This is a genomic window from Streptococcus salivarius, assembly GCF_009738225.1.
Lineage (GTDB): Bacteria > Bacillota > Bacilli > Lactobacillales > Streptococcaceae > Streptococcus.
The window spans coordinates 524587-537412 of the sequence record NZ_CP018187.1; the positions used below are offsets into that span (position 1 = coordinate 524587).

The 12826-nt window shown below is 43.0% G+C and carries 10 protein-coding genes and 1 pseudogene; 10 read left to right on the forward strand and 1 reads right to left on the reverse strand.

What is annotated here, in order from left to right; all coding sequences use genetic code 11:
- Nucleotides 1-43 precede the first annotated feature (43 nt).
- The 4 genes from BSR19_RS02685 to BSR19_RS02700 all read left to right on the forward strand — a co-directional run bounded on the left by BSR19_RS02685 (nucleotide 44) and on the right by BSR19_RS02700 (nucleotide 3647).
- Nucleotides 44-1282, forward strand: coding sequence for a CD20-like domain-containing protein (locus tag BSR19_RS02685; RefSeq protein WP_156246475.1), 1239 nt, complete (start codon nucleotides 44-46; stop codon nucleotides 1280-1282).
- A 115-nt stretch (nucleotides 1283-1397) separates the two neighbouring features.
- Entirely contained in the window at nucleotides 1398-2303 is a 906-nt protein-coding gene (locus tag BSR19_RS02690; protein ID WP_156246477.1) for a LysR family transcriptional regulator, read from the forward strand.
- Between the two features lie 8 nt (nucleotides 2304-2311).
- Nucleotides 2312-2773 (forward strand): signal peptidase II, encoded by a 462-nt coding sequence (gene lspA / locus BSR19_RS02695; RefSeq protein ID WP_037602007.1) that lies wholly within the window; start codon nucleotides 2312-2314, stop codon nucleotides 2771-2773.
- Nucleotides 2757-3647, forward strand: coding sequence for an RluA family pseudouridine synthase (locus BSR19_RS02700; protein WP_156246479.1), 891 nt, complete (start codon nucleotides 2757-2759; stop codon nucleotides 3645-3647). Before lspA ends, BSR19_RS02700 begins: the two co-directional genes overlap by 17 nt.
- A gap of 18 nt (nucleotides 3648-3665) precedes the next feature.
- Here BSR19_RS02700 and BSR19_RS11570 read toward each other — a convergent pair.
- Nucleotides 3666-3809, reverse strand: a pseudogene (locus BSR19_RS11570) (IS30 family transposase); the annotation flags it as partial.
- A gap of 83 nt (nucleotides 3810-3892) precedes the next feature.
- Between BSR19_RS11570 and BSR19_RS02710 the strand changes: the two are divergent.
- From BSR19_RS02710 to carB, 6 genes are all read left to right on the forward strand, one after another.
- The gene (locus BSR19_RS02710) at nucleotides 3893-4633 is read left to right on the forward strand and encodes a CPBP family intramembrane glutamic endopeptidase (protein WP_107372412.1); all 741 of its coding nucleotides are present in this window, start codon (nucleotides 3893-3895) and stop codon (nucleotides 4631-4633) included.
- Between the two features lie 237 nt (nucleotides 4634-4870).
- Nucleotides 4871-5392, forward strand: a complete 522-nt coding sequence (gene pyrR, locus BSR19_RS02715) for a bifunctional pyr operon transcriptional regulator/uracil phosphoribosyltransferase PyrR (RefSeq protein ID WP_002890254.1) — start codon at nucleotides 4871-4873, stop codon at nucleotides 5390-5392.
- 433 nt (nucleotides 5393-5825) lie between these two features.
- Nucleotides 5826-7103 (forward strand): solute carrier family 23 protein, encoded by a 1278-nt coding sequence (locus BSR19_RS02720; RefSeq protein WP_156246481.1) that lies wholly within the window; start codon nucleotides 5826-5828, stop codon nucleotides 7101-7103.
- 24 nt (nucleotides 7104-7127) lie between these two features.
- On the forward strand, nucleotides 7128-8054 hold the full coding sequence (locus BSR19_RS02725; protein WP_156246483.1) for an aspartate carbamoyltransferase catalytic subunit: 927 nt from the start codon (nucleotides 7128-7130) through the stop codon (nucleotides 8052-8054).
- Between the two features lie 163 nt (nucleotides 8055-8217).
- Nucleotides 8218-9306: a carbamoyl phosphate synthase small subunit gene (locus BSR19_RS02730; RefSeq protein WP_002890257.1), complete on the forward strand. Its 1089-nt coding sequence runs from the start codon at nucleotides 8218-8220 to the stop codon at nucleotides 9304-9306.
- Nucleotides 9307-9536: 230 nt separating this feature from the next.
- Nucleotides 9537-12716: a carbamoyl-phosphate synthase large subunit gene (carB, locus tag BSR19_RS02735; protein WP_156246485.1), complete on the forward strand. Its 3180-nt coding sequence runs from the start codon at nucleotides 9537-9539 to the stop codon at nucleotides 12714-12716.
- Nucleotides 12717-12826: the final 110 nt, after the last annotated feature.

Sequence of the window (12826 nt, forward strand, 5' to 3'; positions counted from 1 at the left end):
TAAAGTATGATAAAATAAAGAAAAAGAGATAAAGGAGTCAGCTATGGCAACTAGAGAAGAATGGGTGCGTCACTTTGAGGACGTCAATGGACGTAAACCAAGTCCTGAGGAGTTTATGGAAGCTAAGAAAGAGGGTTTTGTCATTGCTTCGGAGGAACCAAGTGCCCAAGTGTCTGAGCAGGTTGAGGCTAAGCAGGTGGATAGTTCTGAAGCTACTGAAGAGGTGACAGCTGACTCAGTAGCAGATACGCAACCAGAAGAGGCTCAGGTGGCATTAGAGGAGGAAGCTCCTAAGCCAATGCCTGAGTTGAATATGGAGAAAGAGCAAGAAAAAGAAACTCCAAAGGCAAGTCAGATACCTTTGGAAAACCCTTATTACAAACCAAAAGTAACCAAGAATAATGCTTTTGTTAATATTGCTTTGCCGATTATTATCCTAGTTTTGGGGATTCTATTCGTCATTTTGTCTTGGACGCTTCCTTTCGGTTTTGTCTTTACTTTCCTTGCTTTCTTCCTTATCATTCTAGCTATTGTGACTTTGGTTTTGAGTCTGAAGTCGACACGCAAGGCACTTTCTATTATTGCCCTAGTCATGTCAATCATCTTCTTCATGACTTCGCTTGCTGGAGCAGGCTATCAAGCAGTGAAATTTGTCATGAACCATGCTGAGCAGTTCCAAAGTGATGGTCACGATAGAGCTTATCTGTACATCGATGAGAATTATAAGTTTGACTGGACTGAGGATCAGTTTAAGGAGTTGAAGGTTGGTACTTTGACATTGGATGAGGTCTTGGACGCTCACGGTAAGGCGACTGATGCCGAGTATAGTGATGCTTACGAGGAAGATAAACCAGATTTGCTAGACCTTACCTATAGAAAAGAAAACACAGATGGAAACAACTATGTTCGTTTGACTTTTGAGAATAAAGGCGATGTCTATGTTTTGAAATCTGCCTCAGCAACCTTTAACTATGATAAGGTTAAAAAAGTTGATGATTATCATAGCAACTGGACAAAAGATGACTATGAAAAGTTGGCTGTAGGTACACAAGCTGATTTGCTTAAGGGTACACGACTTTCTGAGGTGGTTGAAAAACACCCAGAGGCTAGCTTCACTTATCATGAAATGAGACAAACCGAACAGGGCGATCTCACTCAGTCAGTGAGTCTTAGCTACCGTGATTATAATCCAGAAAATGGTAAGGTAGATACTGTTCGTTTGACCTTCGACTATGACAAACGTGAAAACGAGTACTTCTTGACAGATAAATCAGACGAATAGGACTACTTTGTTAGTCATTCAAGCTCAGGGATACCTGGGCTTTTTAGTATCAACAAAAGAGGATAAAATCTGGTATAATAGAATTGATTGATTTTTCAAGAAAGAAGTGTCACAGATGAACATACAACAACTACGTTATGTCGTAGCCATTGCCAACAGCGGAACCTTCCGTGAGGCAGCCAGCAAGCTCTTTGTGAGCCAGCCTAGCCTATCAGTGGCTATCAAGGATTTGGAGCAGGAGCTGAATTTTCAAATTTTCACCCGTACAACGACGGGGGCTGTCTTGACCAGTCAGGGTATGACCTTTTATGAGCGTGCGCTTGAGGTGGTATGCAGTTTTGATAGTTTTGAAAATCGCTATCTCAATGCTTCTGAAAAGGGTAACCAGTATTCGATTGCCAGCCAGCACTATGACTTTTTGCCACCTTTGATTACGACTTTTTCAGAGCGTTACCCTGATTACAAGGATTTCCGTATCTTTGAGTCTACGACCATTCAGATTTTGGATGAGGTAGCCAAGGGACACAGTGAGATTGGGATTATCTATTTGAATCGTCAAAATAGCAAGGGAATCCAGCAAAATATGGACAAGCTTGGGCTTGAGGCTATTGATTTGATTCCGTTTAAGACGCACATTTATCTCCGTAAGGGGCATCCTCTGGCTAAAAAAGAAAGTCTGGTCATGGAAGACTTGGCGGCCTTGCCTACGGTGCGTTTCACTCAGGAGAAGGACGAGTACCTTTACTATTCTGAGAACTTTGTGGATACGTCAGATTCGTCTCTTATGTTTAACGTGACAGACCGTGCGACTTTGAACGGTATCTTGGAACGTACGGATGCTTATGCGACGGGGTCTGGCTTCTTGGATGCACAAAGTGTGAATGGGATTACGGTGATTCCGCTTGAGGATAATTTGGATAACAAGATGGTTTATGTCCGTCGTAAGGGGATTAACTTGTCGTCTTGTGCTCTCAAGTTTGTCAATGTTATGTTTGACTACTTTGATACATACAAACCATAGGAGGATTTATGCGTAAGGTTGCGATTCCTTTGGCTATTCTAGCTCTGATTGGTTTGGATCAGTGGGTCAAGCATTGGGTTGTGGCAAATATTGCCCTTAACCAAGTTATCAAGGCTATTCCTGGACTTTTCAGCTTAACCTATCTACAGAACCGTGGTGCTGCCTTTTCGATTTTACAGGATCAGAAATATTTCTTTGTGATTTTGACGGTTCTAGTGATTGGTGCGGCTCTGGTTTATCTGGTTAAGAATTATCAGAAGAGTCTTTGGCTGGTGCTATCTTTGGTGTTGATTATCTCAGGTGGTATTGGTAACTTTATTGACCGTCTGCACTTGGGTTACGTGGTTGATATGGTTCAGCTTGATTTTATTGATTTTGCGATATTTAACGTGGCAGACTCCTATCTAACGGTGGGCGTGCTGCTCTTGATTTTAATCTTATGGAAAGAGGAAAATGGAAGTCATCATTAAAGAGGCGGGAAACCGCCTGGACAAGGCCCTGGCAGATTTGACAGAATTGTCACGTAGTCAGGCCAATGAAGCAATCAAGGCTGGGACAGTCTTGGTTAATGGTAAGTCGGCAAAGGCCAAGTATGCGGTTAAAGAGGGTGATGTCATCACCTATGAATTGCCAGAAGAAGAGGTCTTGGAGTACAAGGCCGAGGATATTCCTTTGGATATTATCTACGAAGATGCGGATGTGGCAGTGGTCAACAAACCTCAAGGTATGGTGGTCCATCCCTCAGCTGGTCACACGTCTGGTACCTTGGTCAATGCCCTGATGTATCATGTCAAGGACCTCTCGTCTATCAATGGTGTGGTTCGTCCAGGAATTGTCCACCGTATCGATAAGGACACGTCAGGTCTCCTTATGATTGCTAAGAATGATAAGGCTCACAATGCTTTGGCGGCGGAGCTTAAGGATAAGAAGTCCCTTCGTAAGTATGTGGCTATCGTGCATGGCAATCTGCCTAACGATCGAGGTGTGATTGAGGCTCCGATTGGGCGCTCAGACAAGGATCGCAAGAAGCAGGCGATTACAGCTAAAGGGAAACCGGCAGTTACACGATTTACCGTTCTTGAACGTTTTGGCAACTATACCTTGGTAGAGTTGCAACTGGAAACAGGTCGCACGCACCAGATTCGTGTGCACATGGCTTATATCGGTCACCCGGTGGCGGGAGATCCTCTTTATGGGCCACGCAAGACCCTCAAGGGCCATGGCCAATTTCTACATGCCAAGACCCTTGGTTTCACGCATCCTACGACTGGAGAATTGGTCGAATTTACAGCGGAAGAACCTGCTATTTTCAAGGAAACCTTGGAGAAGTTGAGAGAAGTTTAACAGTCCTAAATTGTCAAATTAAGTTAGACTTTTCAAGTAACTCAGAAAAACTTGGTATGGTGTTTGATAATTCAAAGACTTCCTAGGAATTCTATTTCTTTTATCAGCTATAGCTGATAAATAATTTTGAGAAATATTCGTAAAATCCATTTGTTTCGGTAGCGTGCAGGAATCATCTTTTTCTCTTTGAATAAAAGCCATTTCTACAAAAATAGAAAAGTTTGACAAAAATTTGGAGGTGTGTGATGAAAACTTTTGTACGAGCATTTATAATGACTGTTACTTACTTTTTACCCCTTTTTCTCCTCTCAACAGTTGTATCGGGTGAGACAGTTACGAGTTACTTGCTTGCAGGGGTACTGACGGTGCTAGCCTATCTAGGACTGGTCTGGCTTTATCTGACATTTTGGGATAAAAAACCATGGTCAGTCATGAAATTACGGGTAGACCATCAGGCTATCAAAGGCTTTGTCCTAGCAGCTTCTTGGACTGTTATAATTGTCGTAGCTAGTTGTGTAGGCGCTATTTTTCTAGGCGATGTGGACAAGTCAGCAGCTAGCTGGTCAGTTGCTAACCTTGTGAAAGCTTTTGTATCGGCCTTTTTGATTCAAGGCTTTCCTGAAGAATTAGTCTTTCGGGGCTATATTTTTCAGACCCTTCATCTCAAGCCCGCCCATAAGATGCTGGCGTCAGCTGCTTTATTTGCGGCAATCCATCTAGTACATCTTACATCAGGATGGGGATTTGGGCTCTTAACGACGGCTATGGCATTTTCCTTCGGTCTATTTGCAGCGATTCTACGTGATCGCTATCAGACGACTTGGGCAGCAGTGGCTGTGCATGGAGGAATTCACATGACTCGTAAAATGTTTGAATTGGCTGGCTATGGGTTTGGGAATTCTCATTTTATGCTAGCGGGAGCAGGCTTCTTGTTGTGCTCCATCTATTTACTCTGGCGGTGGTATCGTCCAGTGGCGGATGTCTAGCTTAATTTTACAAATTGGGAGTTATTAAACGGATAGTCTTTCTTGGGAGAGGCGTCTGTTTTTTTCTTGTAAAAGAGTCTGAAATTTGCTATAATTTACCTAATTAAATAAGTCCTTTAATCACTGTCCAGAGAGGCAGGCAAGGAGCCATGAGAAGTGTACGGGTGAACTGTACTCATATTTTTGTGTATCTCCTTGTTTTCGAGGGGATTTTTTTGTATTTAGAAAGGTTCTTTTATGAAGAAAAAAGAGATCGTCGATGACGTAACCATGAAACGTGCCATTACACGTATCACTTATGAGATTATTGAGCGTAACAAAAATCTTGACAAGATTGTCTTGGCTGGTATTAAGACACGTGGTGTTTATATTGCTCAGCGTATCCAAGAGCGCTTGAAACAGTTGGAAAACCTTGATGTGCCATTGATTGAGCTTGATACTAAGGCTTTCCGTGATGATGTTAAGGCTGAACAAGACACATCTGTTTTCCCTATTGAAATTGATGGAACAGATGTTATCCTTGTGGATGATGTGCTTTACACAGGTCGTACGATTCGTGCAGCTATTGATAATATCGTTAGCCATGGACGTCCAGCGCGTGTTGGTTTGGCTGTCTTGGTTGACCGTGGTCACCGTGAATTGCCAATCCGTGCGGACTATGTTGGTAAAAATATCCCAACAAGTGAGTCAGAAGAAATCGAAGTTTTGGTGACAGAAGTTGATGGCAAAGATAGCGTCAACATTATTGATCCAAGCTAAGTTGGCTGACAGATAGGGTGAAACGCCCTTTGTATCTTGTTAATTGAACACGGGACTCATTTCTTAGGAAAAAAGATAAGTCTCCTAGCACTCTTTGGAGTGCGTTGTCGACTTCCTATTTTTCTACAGAAATGTTTGGCTAAGCCAAAACGTCCCTTTGTATCTTATTTAACTGAACACGCCCTAAGCCTTGTGCAAAAAAGATAAATACTCTTAGGAGCTGGTGCTCCGTCATCGTATTTCCTATTTTTGCTTTAGGCTTTATACGGGCTTTGTATCTTGTTAATTGAACACGGGACTCATTTCTTAGGAAAAAAGATAAGTCTCCTAGCACTCTTTGGAGTGCCTTGTCGACTTCCTATTTTTCTACAGAAATGTTTGGCTAAGCCAAAACGTCCCTTTGTATCTTGTTTTTAAGGAGTCCTTTGATATCGTGAATAACGTAAAATATGATGTGAATGATATGCCAAAACCTGGTTTATTGGTTGGTTTGTCATTCCAGCACTTGTTTGCCATGTTTGGTGCGACGGTGCTTGTACCGATTTTGGTTGGGATTGATCCCGCTATTGCTCTTTTCTCATCTGGTTTGGGAACTTTGGCTCACTTGACGGTGACTAAGTACAAGATTCCAGCTTACATGGGGTCTAGTTTCGCCTATATTGCAGCCATGCAGATGCTTATGAAGACTGACGGTATCGCAGCGGTAGCTCAAGGTGCCATGGCTGGTGGTTTGGTCTACTTGATTGTTGCCTTGATTGTTAAGTATGCGGGGAATGCTTGGATTGATAAGGTCCTTCCGCCAATCGTGGTTGGTCCTATTATCATTGTTATCGGTTTGAGTCTTGCGGCTAATGCAGTCAAGGATGCGACAATGGTTAATGATACCTATAGTGTCTTCAGTCTTGTGATTTCTATGGTGACTCTCTTTGCCGTCATCCTCTTTAACATGTATGGTAAGAAAATCATCGGTGTTATCCCAATTTTGCTTGGTTTAATCGTGGGTTATATTTTTTCAGTGGTTCTTGGTTGGTTGACAGGACATGAGTTTGTTCAATTTTCAAAAGTTGCGGCTGCTCATTGGTTCCAAGTTCCAAGTTTTGACATTCCATTTGTGAATTATGACTTCAAACTCTATCCAAGTGCGATTTTAACCATGGCTCCGATTGCTTTTGTGACAATGACCGAACACTTTGGCCATGTCATGGTTTTGAATAGTTTAACTGGACGTGATTACTTTAAAGATCCAGGTCTTGACCGTACCCTCACTGGTGATGGTTTGGCACAGATTATCGCTGGTTTCTTTGGAGCTCCGCCAGTAACTTCTTATGGTGAAAATATTGGAGTTATGGCCCTCAGTAAGGTCTACTCAGTTTACGTTATTGCGGGCGCAGCAGTGATTGCGGTCTTGATGAGTTTTATCGGTAAGGTATCTGCTCTCTTGAGTTCTATCCCAACAGCTGTTTTGGGTGGAATTTCTATTGCCCTCTTTGGGGTTATCGCTGCTAGCGGTTTGAAAATTTTAGTTGAACATAAGATTGATTTTGATAATAAAAAGAATCTCTTGATTGCTAGTGTTATCTTGGTATCTGGTATCGGTGGTTTGATGATTGACCTTGGTGGTCTTCAAATCACGGGTGTGGCAAGTTCAACCATTCTTGGAATCTTACTTTACCAAATCTTGCCAGATCCTCATAAAGGTAGCAAGGACTAGTCAATCATTTAAAAAGGAAAAACTATGGCGATTGCAGATGGAAAAGTGTCACTGAAGCATTTGGTGACCATGGAAACCCTCACGAATGAAGAGGTCTTGGGCCTAATTCGTCGAGGTGGAGATTTTAAAAATGGCAGAGCTGATTTCCAGCTGGATCGACAGTATTTCGCTGCCAATCTCTTTTTTGAAAATTCAACACGAACACACAAGTCCTTCGAAGTGGCTGAGAAAAAACTTGGCTTGGATGTGATTGAGTTCGATGCTGGAACTAGCTCGGTGAATAAGGGTGAGACCCTCTATGATACGATTTTGACCATGTCTGCCTTGGGCGTTGACATCTGTGTGGTTCGCCACTCGGAAGTTGATTACTACAAGCAGTTGATTGATAGTAGGACTATTCAGACCTCTATTGTTAATGGTGGTGATGGTTCAGGGCAACACCCAAGTCAGTGTTTGCTTGACTTGATGACCATTTACGAAGAGTTCGGAACCTTTGAAAATCTAAAGATTTGTATTGCAGGTGATATTACGCATTCGCGTGTCGCTAAGTCCAATATGCAGATTCTCAAGCGTTTGGGTGCTCAGCTTTATTTTGCTGGTCCTGCAGAGTGGTACTCGAATGAGTTCGATGTCTATGGTCAGCATGTGGCTATTGACGACGTCATTGAGGACTTGGATGTGCTCATGTTGCTTCGTGTTCAGCACGAACGTCATGGGGACGATAAAGGATTTTCAAAAGAAGACTACCATGCTTTCTATGGTTTGACTGAAGAACGTTATGCCAAGTTAGCTGATCAGGCGATTATCATGCATCCTGCTCCGGTTAATCGTGATGTGGAGATTGCTGATAGCCTGGTTGAGGCGCCTAAGGCTCGTATCGTTGCTCAGATGCAAAACGGGGTCTTTGTCCGTATGGCAATTATTGAAGCTATTTTAAATGGCAAAGCGTAAACTACGTTAACCGATTCCTGAGAGAATCAGACGAAAAAGAACATGGGCTAAATCTTTGAAAAGAGACAAATCTTCCTAGAGGCTAGAGCTTCTTTGTTAGATTTGATTTTCATTCAGATGTTTAACGCCCTTTGTATCTTAGTGAAAGGAACAATTTACTATAATGGCAAAACGTTTACTTATTTTGGAAGACGGCACTATTTTTGAGGGTCAGGCCTTCGGTGCTGATGTGGATGTGACGGGTGAAATCGTCTTTAATACTGGTATGACAGGTTATCAAGAATCTATCACAGACCAGTCTTACAATGGTCAAATTTTGACTTTTACTTATCCACTTGTTGGTAACTACGGTGTTAACCGTGACGACTATGAGTCAATTAAGCCAACGACCAAGGGTGTTGTTGTGTCAGAGGCTAGCCGTCGTGCCAGCAACTGGCGTAACCAAATGACCTTGGATGAGTTTTTGAAAGCAAAAAACATCCCTGGTATCTCTGGTATTGATACACGTGCCTTGACTAAGATTATCCGTCAACACGGTACCATGAAAGCGACTTTGGCTAATCCTGGTGACAGTATCGAGCACTTGCAAGATCAATTGCGTGCGACTGTTTTGCCAACCAACAATATTGAGCAGGTATCAACTAAGACAGCCTACCCAGCACCAGGTGTTGGTAAAAATATTGTTTTGGTTGACTTCGGTCTCAAGCACTCTATCTTGCGTGAGTTTTCAAAACGTGACTGTAACGTGACTGTTGTGCCACATGATATCACTGCTGAAGAAATTCTCCATCTTAATCCAGATGGTGTGATGTTGTCAAATGGTCCAGGTAACCCTGAAGATGTACCGTATGCACTTGATATGATTCGTGGCATTCAAGGCAAAATTCCAATTTTTGGTATTTGTATGGGTCACCAGTTGTTCAGTTTGGCGAATGGTGCCAAGGCCTACAAGATGAAGTTTGGTCACCGTGGATTTAACCATGCGGTTCGTGAAATTGCGACTGGTCGTGTTGACTTCACCAGCCAAAACCATGGTTATGCCATTGACCGTGAGACGCTTCCAGATTGCCTCATGGTAACACACGAAGAAATTAACGATAAGTCAGTTGAAGGTGTTCGTCACCGTGACTTCCCTGCATTCTCAGTGCAATTCCACCCAGATGCAGCACCTGGTCCACACGATGCTAGCTATCTCTTCGATGAGTTCTTGGAATTGATTGATGCTTTCCAAGCTGAAAAAGCACGTCGTTAATTGCAACTGTCTAGTGACTATAGTGGGGTGTGACTCTTGTTCGCCCCAGTCTACTACCTTATTTAATGACAACCAGAGAGTTGTCAAATAGAAAGGAGAAGATACAGGTTCACGGAAGTGAACACGCCCTAAGGACTGTGTGAAAAAGATAAACGGTGACTAGACACTTAGGCGTCGTCGTCACGTTTCCTATTTTCACTGGGTCCTTAACGGGCTTTGTATCATAAATTATGCCTAAACGTTCTGATATTAAAAAAATTATGGTTATCGGGTCTGGTCCTATCATCATTGGTCAGGCTGCTGAGTTCGACTACGCTGGTACGCAAGCCTGCTTGGCCTTGAAAGAAGAAGGCTACAGTGTTGTTCTTGTTAACTCTAACCCTGCGACTATCATGACTGATAAAGAAATCGCAGACAAGGTTTACATTGAACCAATTACGCTTGAGTTTGTCACACGTATTCTTCGTAAAGAGCGTCCTGATGCCCTCTTGCCAACTCTTGGTGGACAGACTGGTTTGAACATGGCAATGGAATTGTCAAAAGCTGGTATTCTTGAAGAGCTTGGAGTAGAGCTTTTGGGAACAAAATTGTCTGCCATTGACCAAGCCGAAGACCGTGACCTCTTCAAACAATTGATGGAAGATTTGGAACAACCAATTCCAGAATCAGAGATTGTAAATACGGTTGAAGAAGCAGTTGCCTTTGCGTCAGAGATTGGCTACCCAGTTATCGTTCGTCCAGCCTTTACCCTTGGTGGTACTGGTGGAGGTATGTGTGCCAACGAAGAAGAACTTCGTGAAATCGCTGAAAATGGATTGAAATTGTCACCAGTAACCCAATGTTTGATTGAACGTTCTATCGCTGGTTTCAAAGAAATCGAATACGAAGTTATGCGTGATGCCGCAGACAATGCTCTTGTGGTATGTAACATGGAAAACTTTGACCCAGTTGGTATCCACACAGGGGACTCAATCGTATTTGCCCCAACGCAAACCTTGTCAGATATTGAAAACCAAATGCTTCGTGATGCCAGCTTGAAGATTATTCGTGCCCTTAAAATTGAGGGTGGTTGTAACGTACAGTTGGCTCTTGACCCTAATAGCTTCAAGTACTATGTTATCGAAGTAAACCCACGTGTGTCTCGTTCATCAGCCCTTGCCTCAAAAGCAACTGGTTACCCAATCGCCAAATTGGCAGCCAAGATTGCTGTTGGTTTGACACTTGATGAAATGATTAACCCAGTCACTGGTACAACTTACGCTATGTTTGAGCCAGCTCTTGACTATGTGGTTGCTAAGATTCCGCGTTTCCCATTTGATAAATTTGAACACGGGGAACGTCGTCTTGGTACTCAAATGAAAGCAACTGGTGAAGTTATGGCTATCGGTCGTAACATCGAAGAGTCACTTCTTAAAGCCTGCCGTTCACTTGAAATCGGTGTTTACCACAATGAAATGCTTGAGCTTGCGGACGTCACAGACGACGCCTTGGTTGAAAAGATTGTCAAAGCTCAAGACGACCGTCTCTTCTACCTTTCTGAAGCCATCCGTCGTGGTTATACTATTGAAGAATTGTCAGAGTTGACTAAGATTGATATCTTCTTCCTCGACAAATTGCTCCATATCTTTGAATTGGAACAAGAATTGGCTACTCACGTAGGTGATGTTGATGTTTTGAAAGAAGCTAAACGTAACGGTTTCTCTGATCGTAAGATTGCTGATCTTTGGAATCAAACAGCTGACCAAGTTCGTGCGACACGTTTGGAAAATAACATTGTTCCTGTTTACAAGATGGTTGATACTTGTGCGGCTGAGTTCGAGTCATCAACACCATATTTCTACTCAACTTACGAGTGGGAAAATGAATCAATCAAATCTGATAAAGAATCTGTCATCGTTCTTGGCTCAGGACCTATCCGTATCGGACAAGGGGTTGAGTTCGACTATGCGACAGTTCACTCTGTGAAAGCTATCCAGGCTGCAGGTTACGAAGCCATCATCATGAACTCTAACCCTGAGACGGTTTCAACAGACTTCTCAGTATCAGATAAACTTTACTTCGAACCATTGACCTTCGAAGACGTGATGAACGTTATCGAATTGGAACAACCTAAGGGTGTCGTGGTTCAGTTTGGTGGTCAAACGGCCATCAACTTGGCAGAGCCATTGTCTAAAGCTGGTGTGAAAATCTTGGGAACACAGGTTGCTGACCTTGACCGTGCCGAAGACCGTGACCTTTTTGAACAAGCCCTTAAAGACCTCGATATCCCACAACCACCAGGACAAACAGCGACAAATGAAGAAGAAGCGGTTGAAGCAGCTCGTAAGATTGGCTTCCCAGTTCTTGTTCGTCCATCATACGTTTTGGGTGGACGTGCCATGGAAATCGTTGAAAATGAAGATGACCTTCGTTCTTACATGCGTACAGCCGTTAAGGCAAGTCCGGACCATCCAGTCCTTGTTGATAGCTATATCATTGGACGTGAGTGTGAAGTGGATGCCATCTCTGATGGTAAGGATGTCTTGATTCCAGGTATTATGGAACACATCGAACGTGCTGGGGTTCACTCAGGGGACTCAATGGCGGTTTACCCACCACAAACTCTTTCTAAGAAAATCCAAGAGACTATCGTTGATTACACGAAACGTTTGGCTATCGGTCTTAACTGTATCGGTATGATGAACATCCAGTTCGTTATTAAGGACGAAACGGTCTATGTTATCGAGGTTAACCCACGTGCCAGCCGTACAGTACCATTCTTGTCTAAGGTGACTGATATCCCAATGGCTCAAGTTGCTACAAACTTGATTCTTGGTAAATCATTGGCTGAGCAAGGTTACAAAGATGGTCTTTATCCAGAAAGTAGCCATGTCCATGTCAAAGCACCAGTCTTCTCATTCACAAAATTGGCTAAGGTAGATAGCCTCCTTGGACCTGAAATGAAATCAACTGGTGAAGTTATGGGTACAGATGCGACTCTTGAAAAAGCGCTCTATAAAGCCTTTGAAGCATCTTACCTCCACTTGCCAACCTTTGGTAATGTCATCTTTACTATTCATGATGATACGAAAGAAGAAGCCCTTGATTTGGCTCGTCGTTTCGATGCTATCGGTTACGGTATCTACGCCACTGAAGGAACAGCTAAGTTCTTGAATGAACATGGAGTTCACGCAACGCTTGTTAACAAATTAGGTGAAAATGACGACAATGACATTCCAGCCCTTGTTCGTACAGGTAAAGCGCAAGCTATTATCAATACGGTTGGTAACAAACGTACTTATGACGAGGATGGAGCAGCTATCCGTAGTTCAGCTATTGAAGCAGGAATTCCACTCTTCACAGCCCTTGATACAGCAGATGCTATGGTGCGTGTGCTTGAAAGCCGTAGCTTTACAACAGAAGCTATCTAATTTTAAAACAGAGTCTCAGCATTGCTGGGACTTTTTTTATTGAAGACACAGTTTTCTTTTGAGACTTTTCTTGGGTGATGGCGGACGTCAGCGATCTTCTTCGAAGTTCC